Genomic DNA, 18,755 nt, shown 5'->3' on the forward strand with positions numbered 1-18,755 from the left:
TCTTGCTCAGGTCACGGATGATCGTAACCGATGATGTGTTCGAGGCGCGGGTAGCCCGACAAGGCCGACGCGGCCAGCAGACCCGACATCACCGCTGCTTCGACGCATCCTGCCTGATGGCCACAGTCGGTCCAGTCTCCGGCAATCGTCAGGTTGTCAAAATGGTTCGCCAAGGGCGAGATGCGGTATTGGAGGGTATCGGGCAGGGACAGAATGTATCTGTCTGTCGGTACGATGTTCGCGGTCCAGAACTGGCTTTCAAAACGATCCGGCCCTTCGGTGGCGCCTTCTTCTGATGCGCTAGCGTGCAAAAGGCTCCAGTCAAATCCTTCTGAACTGACCGCCTTAGGCCAGAAGTACCCCACGTCGCGGTCCAGAAACTGAATAGCGTTGTCGCGCACCAGTTTGTGCGCACCTTGGGGCGGGGTGGACGTATCGCCGTCTTCGAACACCTCTGCATCGGGCAGAACGCTGCAGAAATAGGCAATCGCCTGTGGTGGCGTTTCCCAGTCTTCGCGGTGGATCAGCTGTCGCATATCGGCCCATGTATCAAAGGGCTCGACATAGCCTGAGATATTGATCGGCGGCAGATCCCAGCCCAAGTCTTCAACAGGCTTGTTTAGCCAAACCTGAAAGGCCTGCGTGGCGACTGATTTGACTTTGTCGGTCATTTGCCGCCAGTCCGTATCTGCCGCGATCAACTCGGAACAGACCTCTGGCACGGCACCCAGACCAATGCCCAAAACGACGTAGTCAAAATCTTCGGTGACCTTGAGGGTCTTGCTTCCGACCGCCCGATCATCGCCAAAGGCTTCGGGGTTCCAGTCTTGTTTCTTCAGCGCAGCACCGTTCGCAAGCTGGTCATACAGAGGCCTGCTGGGCCAGCAGCCCAATCCTTTGACATCGACCAGCGGATCGTAGTCCACGCCCTTTTTCGTCTTGGCCTGAATGCGCATGTCCAAGGCGGCAACGTGGGATTTGTCCTCTGACAGTACCACATTTTCCAACTTGTGAAAGAACTCGAATTTTACACCGCGTTTCTTCAGCACCTCATAGGCGGGGGTAAACACGATATCCCCCATGCCCGCCTGCATTTTCCAGAACAGCGCCCCGCGGTAGGTGAAAAACATGCGCAGTGCCCCGCGCAGGGCCTGGCCCGCTGCAAGGCTCGGTTTTTCGATATTGCCGTCCTCGAACGCGAACAACAGGTCATATGACCCGCGAATAAAGCCGCTGTTCAGCGATGCCTTGCTGGCGCCATTGCGTTCCAGCCACTCGCGCCAGTCATAATGATCAATTGCTTCAAACCCGTTGGAGGCAAACAGCAGACCATCCCGCAGGACGCCTCGGATGATTGCCAATACAACATCGACGATTTCCCAGATCCGTCGCACTTCAGGATCTGAGGCGATGAGCAGATCGAACTGGTGTTTCACCACGAGGGCCAACTGATCCAGAAGTGATGCGGCCTTTTTCTCTTCCTTGCGAGAGGTCACGACATCAATCGCCATCTGAAGCGTCTTGATCGCCTCAAGGATAATGGCACCGACAGCCAGTTGCCCGTACTTGAGTGTGCGCGCGGCAAACGCCTTTTTGTCGGTCCGGACAGAATGCAAAAGGCTGTTGACCAGGGCTGAGACGGCAGCAGGCAGGCTTTCCCCCGCGCCGGGGACGGGTTCCGCCCTATTATCCTGAACACTCAGGACCAGAGTGCGCACCAGCAGGACACAGCGCGTCAGATATCCGCGGACGGAAAACGGGTTCCGATCTGACAGCGGATCACCAGGCAATCCGGCAGCCGGTGGGAAATAGGCCGCCCAGTTCGTCCACTGATTGGTGCCCAGCTGTTCGGTCACACCAACAAAGTTGTCGGGCACAAAAGCATCCTGCCACGTGCGCATCGGATGATCTGCAGGGCGATCAAGTTCGGCATAACACTCGCGCATCATCCGAAAGGCGTTTTCATAGAACCCCATCCACAGGTGCAGCCCGTGTTCTTCGATCCGTCCGGTCTCAGCGTCGCGCCCCGACGCCCCTTTACCGCCCAATCGCCAGCCGGTCTGGTACAGCGTAACCTCGAATTCACCGTTATGCTGGGCGCGCGTCAACTCAAGGGCTGCTGCGACACTCGCACACCCTCCGCCGATAATGGCTACTTTTTTCTTTTTCACCATATGTAGTTACACCACCCTCGCCACCGTTCAGACTAGCACACAATTGAGGACCGGCAAGAATTTGCTGCCGGCATCTGGGTTTATTGCGATGCCGCTACCGACCCACGGTTGTTTTTCTGGAAAATTGCGACCTCTATGGTCTAGTGACCGGCGATGGCGGATGTGATCCCGAAGGTGCCGACTGCGATCAGGCTAAGCGCCCAGACCAGATCAAGGTTGAACCAAGTTCTTGAAAGGAATTTCAGTCCAAGCCAAACGTAGATGACAACAGCGATTATCCCTCCCGCGATTGTCATGGCCAACGTATGCGCCAGTGCGACGGCAAAGGCGGTCACCACGTTGTCACCCATCAAGGCCTGCGCTGCCAGATGGCCTGTTTCATCTGCGCCGACAGCGCAGAGGCCCAGAAAGATAGGGACCAGCATCAATCCCGCCCCATGGGCCATCGCAGCCAGAAAGGACCAAAGTGCCAATCGCGCCGGATGAACGCGGGCAAGAAACTTGGGGTGTTTCCGGTTGATCACCAGATAGATGCCCATGGCGATGACCAAAAGGCCCGCGCCCACGCGGATTTCGATCTGCCAGTCGACCAGAAAGATCATCAGGGAAAACGGCAGCAATATCGCGATCATCGCAAGGAAATGGCCAAACGCCAGCATCGCAAGCGCCTTTGGCATGGCAGCGTGCCGTCGCTCCATCAGAGCGGCAGAGACAGCCAGCGGCCAGCCCATGCCGGGATTGATGCCATGATACAGCCCAGAAAAAATGACGGCCCCCCAAAGGGCCGCCATCGATGTGATGTCTGGCGTCATTTAGACAGATGGATAACAAAAGCTGTCAGTGGAGCAGTCGCCGCCTTCAAGCCTGATCTGGTGGGATCGCAGCCCCTTTGGGAAGTCGATGTAGAAGTCCTTGTCGAGTTCGATCCCACCGTTCTCGCCGACGTTCGCCATCACCATCTGGCCGCCTTCGCTGTCCGGGTAGAACTGATCGTCCCAAGTGGAATAGAGCGAGTTGGTCCAGTAGACGCGTTTGCCATCGCGGCTGATCTCGACCATCTGGGGACCATAAGCAAAAGGTTTGCCATTGGGGTGGTCCGCACCGCGCGCAATCCCGCCGACCTCAACCTTGCCCGCCAGTTTGGGGTTCATCGGGTCCGATACATCATACTGATGCATTTCCCCCAGTCCCCAGCAGGCGACATACAGGTACTTGTCATCAAGGCTCAGGTCGATGTCCGTGACCAGCGGTGGCACAGCTTCGAACCCTTGCAACAGGGGCGGCAGGTTCTCAGCCTTTTCAGGGCGCGGATCAATCGTGATCGTCTTTTTCGCCTGCCATTTGCCATCGTCATCGCGCCACCAAGTAAAGATCGCGCCTTGAAGATTTGTCGTGTCTACGACGACACCGCAAAAGCCATAAGATTTCGTCGGATCATGTGCGGGCCGGATTTCCAGCGCCATCTGGTGGTTTTCACCAAGGTCGATGGTCTGGATATTCTTGCGCGCGCGCAAATCCCAAAAATGGATCGAATGTCCGTATTTATTGCTCAGCAGGTCTTCGGCCACGATCCCGTTTTCGAACTGCGGCGGCAGGCCCCATTCGGAGCTGACCATGTAGTCCTGCGGCAGGTTCCACCAGAAATCGTAATGCTTGTCCTGCTTGCCCCGGTCCATTTCGTAGCGGCCGATGATTTCAAAGGTTTCGCAATCCATGATGAAGATACCGGGGGGGCCGTCGGTGCCGTCCTCGCCACCGCCACCAAGTGTGGAGACATAGATGCCTTCGGGACCGCAATGAATCGTATGCGGGCGTGAGTAACCGGTTTTCTCAAACACTTCCTCAGGTTCAATAATCTTGTGGATTTTCGCCTTCAGCGGCTCTTTCACGTCGATCACGTAAATGCGGGAAGACCTGATGCCGGGAACAATCAGATAGCGCCTTTCCAGAAATGCGTGACCGGTAAGGGGCGAAAGTGAGGACGAACAGGCGTTCCAGCCAAAATGGTGAAACTCGTCGCCTTTATTGGGCACGATAACCTGATGGACAATCTGGCCATACTTGTCCGACTTCGGGTTCACGTCTACCACGGCAATCCCGTCCGATTGCGAGCCATCCGGGCTGAGCATCACGGTAAAGGCGTAATTTTCGACCGGTGCCTGCATCGCCAATTTGGGTGATGCGTGAAATGTCGGGTCTGGTCTAAGGTTCATATCTTTCCTCCCTATTGAAATTGGTTGCCCGGTTTCCGGGTCATTATCTGCGCCGCGCCGTAGCAAAGACGCTGACACAATGGGGCGAAATAGCCCAAATCGTTCTGAACCGCCCTTGTGGGTTCGGCGTGCAGTTTGCGCCAATCTGTGTGACCTATAGCCACGCTGACCGGTCGCAAGCCCCGTGCATTTCGTGACCCTAACAGAAAAAACGATTCCCGATACGATAGAATTCTTGCTGTTTCGGGACGGCATTTCAGACCTGGTTTTCAGGCCTAATTATCCTCTGCCAGTTGCACAGACATTCGTGCCGCAGTCGCAAGGTCTTCGTGAAAATGGGCCATCTGTTTTTGCTGCAAGTCGGGGTCTGGCTGACGCAGCAAGGCCGACGGATGTAGGGTGATAAGAACACGAACGCCGTGTAGCCCTGTCTCGATCTTTCCTCGACGTTTCAGAATCCCCTTGGCATTCCCGGTCAGCGCCAGCGCAGCCGTTGCCCCCATCGCAACAATCAGCTTGGGATTGACCTGTGTGATTTCCCGATCAAGCCACCAGCGGCAGTGGCTGACTTCACTTGCATTCGGACTTTGATGAATGCGGCGTTTGCCGCGGACCTGAAATTTGAAATGTTTGACCGCGTTGGTGACGTAGGCGTCCTGCAGGTCCAGCCCAACCTTTGCCGCAACTCGATCAAAGAGCTGTCCTGCTGGTCCGACAAACGGGCGACCCGCCAAGTCTTCCTGGTCGCCCGGTTGCTCTCCAACGATCATCAGCGCAGCTGACATCGGCCCTTCACCCGGCACCGCTTGGGTGGCAGTCGCAGCCAGAGGACAGCTGGCGCAGCCTCTCAATTCTCTTTCCAGATTCTCTGGGCTGTCATCCCTGGGTGGCAGGTCCGGATGATGCAATCTGTCGAGGACCCTTGCGGCGCGCACAGGCGGCAGGGTTGGTGTTGCGGCTTGCATCTGGGCCACTTGCGCCTCTGCCTTGGCGATCAATCCGGGGATCAATTCGGCTTCGGGCAGGTTCTTCCAGTATTTCTTGGGCATCTCCGACTGCATCGCTTTGACCTTCAGCCGCGCGGGGTTGAAGATATTGGCGTAATAGGTTTGCCAGAGTTTTTCCGTTTCATCAGTCAGGTCCAGCCTCTCGCTTCGGACTGCTTCTTGCGAAAGCGCCCCGCCCTCGAAACGCGTTGTGACTTCAGGGGTGACGATGACCCAATCCATGTCCCCGAACCTGCGCACGAAAAAGCCTGCGATCAGCTCTTCGATTCGGTGGTCTGGTTCGAACCAAGAAATGAACTGACGCCGGTTCGCACCCTTTGGCGTTACCTCGCGAAAGCGCACGAACGCTTTCATCTTGTGCATGTCGCGGCGGATATTCTTCGCGATGCTTTCGGCGTGCCCCACGTCTTTGTCTGCACGGTTTCGCAATAGGGAAGGTGCATCTGACACCCGTAAAAGAAGCCTGTAGGCAAGATCAAACGCGCCGGGTGCGCGGCTTGCGCACAATAGCTTTGCAAGCGGTGGAAAGTCTTTCGGCACGGTGATTTGCCACGTCGCTTTGTCCGGCAAGGGGGGCTGCGCACCATCAAACAGGGTCGCATCGGTACCCTCAAAGCACCAGCTCACCTGATCGAAACCAACGCCACTGCCCGCCAGTTTGCGTGCCGCATCGCGCCAGGCGTCAAACGTGCCCAGCCGCGGCAGTTCGATCCTGTGCATCAAAACAGCTGCAGTTGTTCGGCGGGCGTAGCAAATCGTGCCCGCAGATTTTCTGCATCCGTCAGCGATCCCGGTCGCCAGTCACGTGCGATAATGAACGGTTTCGCCTTGCGCACGGACGCGCCGATGCGGCGCAAGTCGTCGTAGCCAAGCGCCCCATTTCGCCGCGCAGACAGGATGCGACCCACCGATTTTGTGCCAAACCCCGGCACGCGCAGCAGCATATCCTTGGTTGCACGGTTCACATCAACCGGAAAAGCGTGGCGGTTCGCCAGCGCCCAGGCGAGTTTGGGATCAACTTCCAGATCAAGCATGCCGGTCCCCTGATCCGGCGCGATCTCTTCGGCTTCAAAGCCATAGAATCGCAACAGCCAATCAGCCTGATACAGCCGATGCTCGCGCACCAGCGGCGGTTTGATCAGAGGCAGCTTTGCCGTGCTGTCAGGAATGGGCGAAAACGCAGAGTAATAAACGCGCTTTAGCTTGTAAGACGAATAAAGTCTTGAGGAGCTTTGCAGGATCGTCCGGTCGTTTGACCCGTCCGCCCCGACGATCAATTGCGTCGATTGTCCTGCAGGGGCGAACTTGGGCGCCTTGCGGCCCCGGTAGGTTGGCGCCTTCAACTCCTCTTTTCGCAGCCGGACGTTGCCCATTGCGCGGCGAATTTCATCGGGGTTCTTTTCCGGTGCATAAGTTCTTATCCCAGCGTCTGTCGGTAGTTCGATGTTCATTGACAAACGATCCGCCAGCATACCCGCTTCTTCGATGAGTTCGGGCGCAGCATCAGGGATCGTCTTGAGGTGAATATAACCTCGGAAATGATGTGTGTGCCGCAATTCCCGCGCGATCCGGACCATGTCCGCCATCGTGTCATCCGGCGATTTGATGATGCCCGAAGACAGGAAGAGCCCCTCAATGTAATTGCGGCGATAAAACTCTGTCGTCAGATGCACGACCTCTTCCACTGAAAACCTTGCACGCTGAACGTTCGACGACACGCGATTGATGCAATATGCGCAATCGTAGATGCAAAAGTTCGTCATCAGGATTTTCAGCAAGGAAATGCAACGCCCATCGGGCGCATAGGCGTGGCAAATTCCCGATCCCTCGGTGCTGCCCAGCCCTTTGCCATCGCTGCTGTCGCGCTTGGACGTGCCTGATGAGGCGCATGACGCGTCATACTTCGCGGCGTCACTGAGCAGAGCAAGCTTTTCTTGGAGGGTCATCTTTGACATATGTTCTTGATATGTTCCAAATCCGCCAAGAGCAACAAGATAGAAACATAACGCGGCGACTTGCCGTTTTTCTTGGGAACAAAAGTCCAGGTCAGACGTTCAGCGGTATGTCCAAGAAAATGATTTTGCCGCTTATTTCATCTGCGATTTTGTGCTTTTCCACTGCCACTTCCGCCGAAGAGGTGGGTTCTGTTGATGTTGACTGGCTTGGCAACGACATCATCGTAGAGGCGCTGGCCGATCCAGAGGTGGAAGGCGTGACATGCCACATCTCATACTTTGAACGTGGCATTATTGACCGCCTGCAAAAGGGCAACTGGTTTGAAGACCCTTCAAACTCCTCGATATCCTGCCGCCAGACCGGCCCAATCAGGATTGGCGACATTGCACGGGGCGATAAGGGTGAGAATGTGTTCAGCGAACGCCGATCGATCATTTTCAAATCTTTGCGGGTCAAGCGTATCTTTGACGAAGAGAACAACACGCTGATCTACATCAGCCATGCGCGCGATGTGCAGAACGGCTCGGCCAAGATGTCGATGTCTACCGTGCCGCTTTACTCAGGAAGCAAATAGGCCGGCAGAGAGGCCTTTGGCGGCTCTGCCAATTTTTCGCCGATCCCAGAAGTCAGGCTGAAACCCTCCTTTGCGCGACATGAGAGATGCGATAGTCTGCCGAAAAAATCCATAAGGATCAGAGCAGATGAATCTTAATCGCCGTACCACCCTTCTGGGCCTTGGCGCCCTAAGTCTGACTGCCTGCGGGGGCGGGGCTCTTGGCCCTAGAACCACTGCAGATGCGGGCGGATTACCTGCTGATCTGCGACCTGTTCGCAATGCCGCATACGACAGTTGGGTCGCCAGCTTCCGCGACCGCGCAGCAGGGCAGGGGGTATCCTCTTCAACGCTGAATGCGGGCTTCCGGGGCGCAGGTTATCTGCCTGGTGTCGTCCGGCGGGACCGCAACCAGACTGAATTCACCCGGACGCTGGAGGACTACCTTGCCATCGCTGCGTCGGACGAACGTGTGTCCAAGGGCCGTGCCGCCTTTGAGCGTCACCGCAGCACTCTGGCGGCGGTTGAGGCGCGCTATGGCGTGCCAGCCGAGATCGTGACGGCAGTCTGGGGATTGGAAAGCTTTTATGGGGAGCGGCGCGGGAGTGTTCCGGTCGTGTCCTCAACCTCGACGCTTGCCTTCGATGGGCGGCGCGGCGCGTTTTTCGAAAAACAGTTGGTCGCCGCACTCAAGATTCTGCAAAGCGGTGACACAACAGCCCAAAATCTCAAAGGGTCATGGGCCGGAGCGATGGGCCATACGCAGTTTATCCCAACCTCCTACCAGGCCTTTGCTGTAGACTTTGACGGCGACGGTCGCCGCGACATTTGGTCGGATAACCCGGCGGATTCCTTGGCATCCACGGCTGCCTACCTGTCGCGCAACGGCTGGGCAAAAGGCGTGAAATGGGGCGGCGAAGTTGGCAATGGCGCACCTGCCGGTTCTGTCATTCAACCGCAACCCGGCGGTCCACAGTTTGCCGTGACCCGCAATTTCCGCGTGATCAAACGATACAATAATTCAGATAGCTATGCGATTGGCGTGGGCCATCTGGCGGACCGGATTGCAGGGGGCGGCCCGATCCGCGCAAGCTTCCCGCCAGATAAATATGGTTTGACGAAGGACGACCGGGTCCGGCTGCAACAACGCCTTACCGCACGCGGATTTGACACCGATGGCACCGATGGGGTGATCGGACCCAAAAGTCGCAAAGCGATCACCGCATATCAGTCCAGCATCGGATTGCCAGAAACAGGTGATCCTTCGCCAGAGTTGCTGCGCTCTCTGGGCTGACCACGAAAAATCAGATCAATTCACAGGCCGGATCGCGCCGTTGATTATGTCAGCGGCGCGAATTGCTGCGCGAGGTTGATTTTTCTCAATCCTGTTGGAGACCATCCATAGGATGGTGACCAAGTCACTGAAGGGCGACTGTTTCGGCCTTAGGTATGGGTCAACTCAACGATGGAGAAAACGTATGCAGTACCCCGTTAACATGGAAGTCAAACCGGACGTCAAAGCATTCTTTGACCCGCAAACCAATACCATCAGCTATGTTGTCAAAGATCCGGCCTCCGATGCCTGTGCCGTCGTCGATTCCGTCATGGATATCGACTATGCCGCCGGACGGATCACCTATGAACACGCAGATGAAATCATCGACTATATTCAACAGAACAACCTCAGGCTGGAATGGCTGATCGAGACCCACGTGCACGCTGATCACCTGTCCGCCGCGCCCTATATACAGGGAAAACTGGGCGGAAAGATCGGGATCGGTGATCAGATCACCGTGGTGCAGGAGACATTTGGTAAAGTCTTCAACGAGGGCACCGAATTCCAGCGCGACGGCTCGCAATTCGACCGGCTTTTCAAGGACGGCGACACCTATCAGATCGGCGGCATGACCGCTTTCGCGATCCACACGCCCGGTCACACGCCTGCCTGCATGGTTCATGTGATCGGTGACGCGGCATTCGTGGGCGACACCTTGTTCATGCCAGACGGCGGATCGGCGCGGGCTGATTTCCCCGGCGGCGACGCAGGGCAGCTTTACGATTCCATCCAGAAGGTGCTGGCATTGCCGGACGATATGCGTCTGTTCATGTGCCATGACTACGGGCCGGGTGGCCGCGAGATCCTCTGGGAAACCACGGTTGCGACGGAAAAGGCCGAGAACATTCATGTCGGCAAGGGCACCTCGCGCGAGGACTTTATCAAGTTCCGTGAAGAGCGTGACGCGACGCTGGCCGTGCCAAAACTGATCCTGCCGTCCCTGCAGGTGAACATGCGGGCCGGTGACGTGCCAAAGACCGAGGACGGCAAGCCGATGCTCAAGGTCCCGGTCAACGTCATCTGATCGTCATTCGTTTCAGTCCAGGTCCAAAAGGAGACTCTCATGGACATTCGCAATATCACTGACGATTTTTCGGTCTCTCCACAGATCACAGAGGCTGATCTGGCCGCCGTCCGAGAGGAAGGTTTCAGATCAATCATCTGCAACCGTCCCGACGGTGAAGAAGCCGGCCAGCCGGTTTTCTTTGAATTGGCAGGAAAGGCCCAGGAGCTTGGCATGGAGACCCTGAGCATTCCGATAAGGGGGGCGCCGGTTGCAGAAGCTGATGTGGCCGCCTTCAGACGTGCTTTGGCAGATTTGCCAAAGCCAATCCTCGCCTATTGCCGCACTGGCACAAGGTCCGCGATCCTGTGGTCGCTCGCGCAGGAAAACGAGATGTCCCTTGAAGAAATCATCAGTGCGACCGGCCGGGCGGGCTATGATGTGGCACCCGTCTTGCACGCGGCAATCGGGTCATCGGGGCCAAGTGCTACCAGCACCGGTGTAAAGAGGTGACAACCCGGGTTGCACCGAAAAGCAAAGCCTTCAGCCTGGCGCGGTACATTCCCGCGCTGGGCTGGATCCGAACCTATAGCGCGGAAACTGCAACCAACGATCTGATTGCTGCTGTGATTGTGACGATCATGCTGATCCCGCAATCGCTCGCCTATGCGCTTTTGGCTGGCCTGCCCCCTGAGGCAGGCCTTTACGCCTCCATCGTGCCAATTATTCTTTACAGCGTTTTCGGCACCAGCCGGTCCCTTGCGGTGGGGCCGGTGGCGGTGGTTTCGCTGATGACGGCGGCGGCAATCGGCAATGTGACAGCAACGCATGACGTGGGCTACGCCACCGCCGCCCTAACCCTTGCGGGGCTGTCGGGTGTCATTCTGGTTGCGATGGGGCTGCTGCGTCTGGGTTTTGTCGCGAACTTCCTGTCGCACCCGGTGATATCGGGTTTCATCACGGCCTCCGGCCTGCTGATCGCGGCAAGCCAGCTCAAGCACATCTTGGGCGTCGATGCCAAGGGGCACACGCTGGTTGAACTGCTTGGCAGCCTTGTTTCCCATCTAACCAGTTTCAATGTGATTACACTCATCATCGGGGTGAGTGCGACGGTGTTCCTGTTCTGGGTGCGCAGCGGGCTCAAGCCGCTGCTGATCAGGCTGGGACTGCCCGGAAAGATGGCCGATTTCGTAACCAAGGCAGGACCGGTTCTGGCAGTCGTTGTGACGACCATGCTGGTCTGGCAGCTTGGCCTGGACGACAAAGGGGTGCGCATCGTTGGGGCCGTGCCGCAAAGCCTGCCGCCATTTACCATGCCTGATCTGTCCTTGGACTTACTCTCGGCCCTCTTTATGCCAGCGTTGCTGATTTCCATTATCGGCTTTGTTGAATCGATCTCCGTCGCTCAGACACTCGCGGCCAAGAAACGCCAGCGGATTGATCCCGATCAGGAGCTTATCGGCTTGGGCGCAGCAAATATCGGCGCCTCCCTGACCGGTGGCTTCCCGGTGACAGGCGGCTTTTCACGCTCTGTTGTCAACTTCGATGCAGGGGCAGAGACGCCAGCGGCTGGTGCCTTCACTGCTGTCGGATTGGCGGTGGCGGCCTTGTTTCTGACGCCGCTGATCTTTTTCCTGCCCAATGCAACGCTGGCCGCGACGATCATCGTGGCTGTGCTGTCTCTTGTCGATTTCAAAACGCTCCGGCATAGCTGGGCCTATTCAAAGCGCGATTTCTGGGCGGTCGCCGCAACCATGCTGCTGACCCTGCTTTTTGGCGTAGAAATCGGCGTGACTGCGGGTGTTTTGCTGTCGATTATGCTGTTCCTCTATGACACCGCGCGCCCGCATGTGGCCGAAGTTGGGCTGGTCCGGGGGACTGAGCATTTTCGGAATATCCACCGACACAGGGTGCTGACCGATCCGACGGTGCTAAGCCTGCGCATTGATCAAAGCCTCTATTTCGCGAATGCGCGATTCCTTGAAGATTACATCTATGATCGCGTTATTGACGACAAGGCCCTCAAGCACGTCGTTCTGATGTGCTCTGCAGTGAACGAGATAGATCTCAGCGCACTTGAAACGCTTGAGGGCATCAATACCCGCCTCAAGGAAATGGGCATCACCCTGTCTCTGTCCGAGGTCAAGGGCCCTGTCATGGATCGGCTGCAGCGCGGCGATTTTCTGGAGCATTTGACAGGGGCGGTGTTCCTGTCACAATTCGACGCATTCGAAGCACTTGTATCGGAACAACCAGGCCTGACAGCCAGTGCGGAGCCGGCTGCCCCAAGCAGAGCAGCGCGTTTCGCAGGAGGATAGAACATGTGCTGGAGCGTTGAGGCATCCGCTGCCATGGTTGTCGCCGGAACCGTGGCGACCGGCGTTGCCTATCGCCAGAAACAAGCGCCCGCGATCTGGGTGGCGCTGGGCTATTTCACCGTGATGGAAGGGCTGCAACTGGCCGGTTACGGCGTGCTGGATCAATGCAATACCGCCTCCAACAGAACCGTGACTGTCCTGTCATACCTGCACATTGCTTTTCAGCCTCTGATCATCAACCTTTTCGCCATGGAACTTGTGCCCGAACCAGTGAAGCAGCGGATGCGAATTTGGGTGTTTGGCTTATGTGCTGTGTCGGCTGCAATAATGTTGGCGCAACTATTGCAGATCAATGCCTTTGGCCAATGCGTGCCGGGCACACCACTGTGTGGAGAGCAGTTTTGCACAGTCTCGGGTTCATGGCATATCGCGTGGGACATCCCCTATAATGGTTTGCTGGTCCCGTTCGAACGGGCCATTGGGTTCCAGTCCGGCTTTCCGTCCTACATGGTGGCAGCCTTTGTCTTGCCATTGATCTATGGGGCATGGCGCTTCGTGCTGGTCCATCTTGTCAGCGGTCCGATACTGGCCTGGACCCTCACCAATGATCCAAATGAGATGCCGGCAGTCTGGTGCCTGTTCTCAATTGCAATCCTTTTCATCAGCCTCAGTCCGCTCGTGCGCCGCTCTGTCAGTACAAAGACGTGGTGGGGTGTTACGGTCTGAGAACGTTGCAAAGCGGAGAACTGCGCAAACGGATTGATCTTCGTCAAGTCGGCTTGAGTGTGATCTGCGAAACAGATGAAGTTGTGAGCACACAGGAGAAAACGATGAAGCAGCTTGTCACATGGATTGTTTTGGCAAATTCAAGAGAAGTCAGCCTTGCAGAGAACCGTGGACCCGGTAAAGGAGTGCACTTGGTCGAAGGTCAGACATGGCAGGCCGAACCGGTGGAACTGCCGCGCGACGAGGCCGGTGTCGGCCACAGTATCGCAGGGCCGGGCAAATCAGCGGTTGAACAAAAAGACCCGCAGCACAAGGCCGAGATGGGGCTTGCCAAGGAGGTTTGCGACGCGCTGGCCAAGGCTTTCACGGCCAAGAAGTTCGACCGCCTTATCCTTGTTGCGGGGCCAAAAATGCTGGGGCTTCTGCGCTCGAAAATCGACGACTCGCTGGTCCCGGCGATAGCTGGTGAAATCGCCAAGGATCTTTCAGCACAGCCCATGGACGCATTGGAACGCCAGATTGGCGAGGTCATCGCCGTCTGAAGCAAGGCTTCCCCTCAATCGGGCCGGAAAGGGTCAAAGATGTTCAGACAAATCATCGTGGGCCTTGACGGGTCCGAAAAGGCCAAGACCGCAGCACGGATAGGGTGTGATCTGGCAAAGGTATACTCTGGAACGGTGACCCTTGTGCATGTGCTGCACGCTGACACTGAAGACTATGAGGACCAGCCCGAAAGCGAGCAGGGTCAAGACAGGACAACGCTCACTTTCCCAGAGGTCGAGGCGGCGGGACAACGCGTGCTTGACGCTGGCCTTGCCATCGCCAAGGAGGTGGGCTGTAAAATGGTCGAAACGCACATGCCCTACGGTGATGCTGCTACTGAAATTCTGGCCTATGCCGATGAGATTGGCGCTGATCTGATTGTGACCGGGCGACGTGGTTTGAGCAGTCTTAGCAGTCTGGTTCTTGGCAGCACGACCCAAGCCATCAATCATTATGCGAAATGTGCCTGTATGTCTGTGCCTCGGCAACTACCCGGTATGAAAGAGGCCCCCCACCCCGTAGGCGATAATGGCGGCTAGCGCCCCGATCATCAGGGTTTCACCGCCTGACCACCACCATTTCGCCAAGGACCAACGGCTTTTTCCAGTGCCGATCAGAAAAAAGGTCAGTAGTGTCGCAAAGATCGACACTTGAAACGCGTTGGGAATGGCAAGAACGAAAGGCATCAAGGGGATTGATCCGGCCGCCAGGAAAGCAGCAAAAGTTGCCAGTGCGGCGCGCATGGGGTGCGGTTCTTCGTAGCTCAACCCATATTCGTAGGTCAGCATCAAAGATATCCATTTATCTTTGTCACGCGCTATCTCGGCTGTTGCCTGATCCAAGACCGGCCCGGACAGTCCGCGCTGTTCAAGTATCTGCCTGAGTTCCTCAAGCTCTCCATCGCGGTGATGTTTGATATGGTTTTCCTCAATCTTAACAATGCGCCGGCGATCATCCAATTCGGCCTTGGTGCCTGAATAGTTGCCCGCTGCCATTGAAAAGCCGTCCGCGAGGATGTTCGCGATGCCGAGGGCCAGAATAATGCCATGCGGCAGCCCGGCGCCCTCGACCCCGGCGACAATGGCAAAGGTCGTTACCGCCCCATCAATCCCACCGTATATCATGTCTCTCAAATAGGTGCCGCGCGTATCTGCTGTGAGACGTGCTGCGATTTCTTCGGGGCTGTGACCATGTTCTTTTGACATGACGCCAAACTGAACTGACAGTGCAGCACCTGCATTGAGCCAGATCAAGCAATTCAACGTACCGGTTTGTTATTCAAAGCCATGACCCTGCCCGCGACGTCCTTGTATCAGACCATGCTGCTTTTCGCGCTTTGCGCGACAATCGTTTGGTATGCCGGTGCGCGGTTGGCCTATTTGGTGGATTCGCTGGCAGATCGCTATAAATTGGCCAAATCCCTTGTAGGGCTGCTGATCCTTTCGCTGGCCACGTCTTTGCCAGAGGTCGCGACAACCCTGACAGCCGCGGTGCAACAGGCAAGCGATCTGGTGCTGAACAATCTGTTTGGCGGCATCACTCTGCAAACCGCGATCCTTGCGATGTCTGATTTCTGGGCGCGGGGGGCGATCACCAATTACCCGCGCAAGGCCAATCACGCTCTTGAGGCGACATTGCTTGTGCTCTTGCTGTCGATCACATTGATTGTCGTCCACCTTGGAGAGACGTTTGTGATGGCAGGAGTTGGGCTTGGCAGTGTGTTCATCGCGCTGACTTATGCCGGTGCGATCTGGATCTTGCGTCGGTATGATGACTCAACCGATTGGGTGCCGGTGGATTTGCCGGATCCCGATCCTCTTCCTTTTCCGGCACCAACCGGGCTGGCTGAGCGTGGAAACCACGCACTGATCCTGCAATCAGTCGCAGCATGTGCGGCGATCCTTGTCTTTGGCCTGTTGCTGGTTCTGTGTGCAGAGCGGATCGCGGATCAATCGGGGCTGGGTACAGGTTTCATTGGTGTGACGCTTCTGGCGGGGGCCACGTCACTGCCCGAACTGACGACCAGCATCACCGCCGTTCGGATTGGCGCCTACACGATGGCGATATCGAACATCTTTGGCAGTAACCTGATCATGCTGGTGCTGGTTTTCCCGGCAGACGTCCTGTTCCGGTCAGGTCCAATCCTTCAGAACACATCGCAGACGGTCAGCATGGCCCTTTCCTTCGGGATCGCTGTCACAGCTATCTATCTGATCGGCCTGATTGTGCGTCGCAAGCCAAAGTGGGGTCCGATTGGACTGGATTCCATTCTCGTGCTCATCGTGTTCATAGGTAGCCTTTTGGCCTATTACTATGTTCGCTGAACGTTAGGCCAAATCATCTTGAGTATCTCCGGCACGATCAGGATCGGCAGGGCAAAAAGCCCGATCCACTGCCATTCCGCGACACCAATCGGTACTGTCCGCAGCAAGACCTGAAGCGGCGGCCAATATACTGCCATCATTTGCGCCCCGATGGTCACCACCAATGCGATAAGCAGAAATGGGTTGCTGAACCAGCCTACGCGGAAATTGCTCAATCTCAGTGAACGGAAGGCAAAAACGCTGACCTTTTCGAAGACGACCATCGCGGTAAAGGCAGTGGTCCGGGCCAGCTCGACCCCCTGATCAAGCAACTGAAAAAAGATCCACAGGCTAGACAGTCCAGTGTAGGTCCCAAGCAGGATAATCGTCACAATACCGCCGACCCCAAGGATCGCGGTTTCCTTGCGGCGAGGGGGATGGTTCATTTGATCCGGCTCTGCCTTCTCCAAACCCAGAGCAACGGCAGTGACGCCATCGGTCACCAAGTTCATCCACAGAATTTGCGTCGCCAGAAAAACGAGCGGACCGCCGACCGCAATGTTCACCACCAGCGCAATAACTTCACCTGCATTCGAGGACAGCAGATAGCGCACGAATTTCTGTACGTTTGCAAACTGCCTGCGTCCTTCTCCGATGGCATGCACGATCGTGGCAAAGTTATCGTCCAGCAACACCAGATCAGATGCGTCGCGGGCCACGTCAGTGCCCCGAACGCCCATCGACACCCCGATGTCAGCCTGTTTGAGGGCGGGAGCGTCATTCACGCCGTCTCCGGTCATGGCAACGATCTGGTTTTCCGCCTGAAGGGCAGCAACGATGCGCATCTTCTGTTCCGGTCGCGTGCGTGCGAACAGCACACCTTCGTTCAGCAAGGTGCGCAATGCCTGGTCGTCCAATTCCTCCAGTTCCGCCCCGGTCAGGTGGCGGGTGACCTGCAATGACAATTGTTTGGCGATAGCGCCCGCAGTGATCGGGCTGTCGCCGGTAATCATCACGATCCTGATGCCTGCCGACTGCGCTGATGCGATTGCCTGACGCACTTCGGCACGGGGCGGGTCAATCAAGCCGACCAGTCCCAGGAACACCAGCTCTTCTTCCTCAATGACGTGATCCGGCGCACGTCTGCTGGCCAACGCAATGACACGCAACCCATCCGCCGCCATTGTCGCATAGGCGTCAGAGATCGACTGTCGTCTCGCGGGGGTCAGATCAAGCGGGCCATCATGGCTCAGGATCTGCGTGCAAATCTCCAGAATCTGCTCTGGTGCACCTTTGGTGAGGATCTGTGTTCCATCTGGTGATTGATACAGGACGCTCATCCGCTTGCGGTCACTGCTGAACGGGATTTCGGCCAAAACGCCACGCTCTGTCGGCAAAGGGCACCAACCTTTGTAGGCCAACGTCACCAGGGCACCTTCGGTCGGTGCGCCGACCATGGTCCAGGTTTTGCCCGCAGGAACCAGCCGCGCGTGGCTGCAATGCAGACCCGTATTCAGAACCGCCAATAAGATAGGGTCATCTGCCGCACGCACCCGCTTGCCATCCGCCTCGATGTGTCCCGCGGGATCATAGCCTGTGCCGGTCACCTCGTAGCTTTGATCGAATGTCCAGATCCGCGTCGCCGTCATCTTGTTTTCGGTCAGGGTTCCGGTTTTGTCGGTGCAGATGACCGATGCTGCGCCCAAGGTCTCAACGGCTTGCAAGCGCCGCGCCAATGCGTTCTGGCGCACCATCGCGGTGGCCCCAAGCGCAAGCGTGATCGTTACCACCGCAGGCAGACCTTCGGGCACCATGGCGACAGACAGCGACAGGCCGGTCATGACCATTTCAGTCAGATCGCGGCCCAATACGATACCCAGCCCCGCCACCCCTGCCGCGACCAGCAGGGCCGCCAGACCAAGCTGGCGGGCAAGCTGGCCCAGTTTGCTTTGCAGATTGGTGGTCTTTGCCCCAACCGACCCCGTCAAATGCGCGATCTTGCCAAACTCAGTCCGGCTTGCCGTCGCTGTCACCTGTGCTTCGGCGCGCCCTGAGGTAACGGACGTCCCCGCATAAACCTGCCGTTTATCTTCATCCTGAGATTTTGCGACTGGCACGGATTCGCCGGTTAGGATGCTTTCATCCACGCGTAGGTCCGCCACGCGGACCAAGACCGCATCCGCGGCAATCTTGGCACCTGGGGCCAATACCAAAATGTCACCGGGAACAATGTCACGGGCGGCAACCAGCTGTTCCTGCCCGTCGCGCAGTACCATGGCCTGTGGTGACAATAGCTTGCGCAATGCCGTCAGCGCCGTCTCTGCTTTCCATTCCTGAACAAAACCCAGCACAGCGTTCAAAATCACCACAAGCCCGATGGTGGCCGCGTCAATCAGCTCTCCCAGCGCGAGTGCGACTGCGGCGGCAACGATCAGAATAAGAACGAGGAAACTTGAGAACTGCCGCAGCAGAACCCTGATCGGCCCGGCGCTCTGGCTTTCTGGCAATTCGTTCCAGCCCGCCAACTCCCGTGCCGCCTGAACCTGGCTTTGGGTCAGCCCGCCGTCTTGCAGGGTTTGGGACACATGAAGGCTCCAAAAGGGGTCGATACAGCAGATATCCG

At 57.0% G+C, this 18,755-nt stretch carries 16 protein-coding genes; 9 read left to right on the forward strand and 7 right to left on the reverse strand.

All coding sequences use genetic code 11. From position 1 onward, the window contains the following. Window positions 1-11: 11 nt before the first annotated feature. The 5 genes from GV827_RS20480 to GV827_RS20500 all read right to left on the reverse strand — a co-directional run bounded on the left by GV827_RS20480 (window position 12) and on the right by GV827_RS20500 (window position 7,349). Window positions 12-2,174, reverse strand: a complete 2,163-nt coding sequence (locus GV827_RS20480; protein WP_164355672.1) for an NAD(P)-binding protein — start codon at window positions 2,172-2,174, stop codon at window positions 12-14. Window positions 2,175-2,314: 140 nt separating this feature from the next. Further along, entirely contained in the window at window positions 2,315-2,986 is a 672-nt protein-coding gene (locus tag GV827_RS20485) for a hypothetical protein (RefSeq protein WP_164355673.1), read from the reverse strand. Further along, window positions 2,987-4,387, reverse strand: coding sequence for a selenium-binding protein SBP56-related protein (locus GV827_RS20490; protein ID WP_164355674.1), 1,401 nt, complete (start codon window positions 4,385-4,387; stop codon window positions 2,987-2,989). It lies immediately after the preceding gene. 275 nt (window positions 4,388-4,662) lie between these two features. Beyond that, window positions 4,663-6,114: a UdgX family uracil-DNA binding protein gene (locus GV827_RS20495; protein WP_164355675.1), complete on the reverse strand. Its 1,452-nt coding sequence runs from the start codon at window positions 6,112-6,114 to the stop codon at window positions 4,663-4,665. Beyond that, window positions 6,114-7,349, reverse strand: coding sequence for a putative DNA modification/repair radical SAM protein (locus GV827_RS20500; RefSeq protein ID WP_164355676.1), 1,236 nt, complete (start codon window positions 7,347-7,349; stop codon window positions 6,114-6,116). Before GV827_RS20500 ends, GV827_RS20495 begins: the two co-directional genes overlap by 1 nt. A gap of 107 nt (window positions 7,350-7,456) precedes the next feature. Here GV827_RS20500 and GV827_RS20505 point away from each other — a divergent pair, with 107 nt between their 5' ends. The 8 genes from GV827_RS20505 (at window position 7,457) to GV827_RS20540 (ending at window position 14,368) form a co-directional block, all read left to right on the forward strand. Next, window positions 7,457-7,924, forward strand: coding sequence for a CreA family protein (locus tag GV827_RS20505; RefSeq protein WP_164355677.1), 468 nt, complete (start codon window positions 7,457-7,459; stop codon window positions 7,922-7,924). Window positions 7,925-8,051: 127 nt separating this feature from the next. Next, complete coding sequence (locus GV827_RS20510) at window positions 8,052-9,197, forward strand: lytic murein transglycosylase (protein WP_164355678.1); 1,146 nt, start codon at window positions 8,052-8,054, stop codon at window positions 9,195-9,197. Between the two features lie 184 nt (window positions 9,198-9,381). Further along, window positions 9,382-10,263: an MBL fold metallo-hydrolase gene (locus tag GV827_RS20515; RefSeq protein ID WP_235930540.1), complete on the forward strand. Its 882-nt coding sequence runs from the start codon at window positions 9,382-9,384 to the stop codon at window positions 10,261-10,263. Window positions 10,264-10,302: 39 nt separating this feature from the next. Further along, on the forward strand, window positions 10,303-10,755 hold the full coding sequence (locus tag GV827_RS20520) for a TIGR01244 family sulfur transferase (protein WP_164355679.1): 453 nt from the start codon (window positions 10,303-10,305) through the stop codon (window positions 10,753-10,755). Further along, window positions 10,752-12,560, forward strand: a complete 1,809-nt coding sequence (locus GV827_RS20525; protein WP_164355681.1) for a SulP family inorganic anion transporter — start codon at window positions 10,752-10,754, stop codon at window positions 12,558-12,560. The genes GV827_RS20520 and GV827_RS20525 overlap by 4 nt, the downstream gene beginning before the upstream one ends. Window positions 12,561-12,563: 3 nt before the next feature. Next, window positions 12,564-13,286 (forward strand): DUF5765 domain-containing protein, encoded by a 723-nt coding sequence (locus GV827_RS20530; RefSeq protein WP_164355683.1) that lies wholly within the window; start codon window positions 12,564-12,566, stop codon window positions 13,284-13,286. Window positions 13,287-13,390: 104 nt separating this feature from the next. Continuing rightward, complete coding sequence (locus tag GV827_RS20535) at window positions 13,391-13,828, forward strand: host attachment protein (protein WP_164355685.1); 438 nt, start codon at window positions 13,391-13,393, stop codon at window positions 13,826-13,828. Window positions 13,829-13,867: 39 nt separating this feature from the next. Next, entirely contained in the window at window positions 13,868-14,368 is a 501-nt protein-coding gene (locus GV827_RS20540; RefSeq protein WP_164355687.1) for a universal stress protein, read from the forward strand. Here GV827_RS20540 and GV827_RS20545 read toward each other — a convergent pair. Further along, window positions 14,318-15,034 (reverse strand): VIT1/CCC1 transporter family protein, encoded by a 717-nt coding sequence (locus tag GV827_RS20545; RefSeq protein ID WP_164355689.1) that lies wholly within the window; start codon window positions 15,032-15,034, stop codon window positions 14,318-14,320. The two genes, GV827_RS20540 and GV827_RS20545, sit on opposite strands and share 51 nt — an antisense overlap. A gap of 81 nt (window positions 15,035-15,115) precedes the next feature. Here GV827_RS20545 and GV827_RS20550 point away from each other — a divergent pair, with 81 nt between their 5' ends. Next, complete coding sequence (locus GV827_RS20550) at window positions 15,116-16,153, forward strand: sodium:calcium antiporter (protein WP_164355691.1); 1,038 nt, start codon at window positions 15,116-15,118, stop codon at window positions 16,151-16,153. Here the strand turns inward: GV827_RS20550 and GV827_RS20555 are convergent. Beyond that, window positions 16,141-18,717 carry a cation-translocating P-type ATPase gene (locus GV827_RS20555; protein ID WP_164355693.1) on the reverse strand — a complete coding sequence of 859 codons (2,577 nt, stop codon included), beginning with the start codon at window positions 18,715-18,717 and terminating at the stop codon, window positions 16,141-16,143. The genes GV827_RS20550 and GV827_RS20555 overlap by 13 nt on opposite strands. Between the last annotated feature and the right edge of the window lie 38 nt (window positions 18,718-18,755).

The sequence above is a fragment of the Sulfitobacter sediminilitoris genome, assembly GCF_010667575.1.
Taxonomy (GTDB): Bacteria; Pseudomonadota; Alphaproteobacteria; order Rhodobacterales; family Rhodobacteraceae; genus Sulfitobacter; species Sulfitobacter sediminilitoris.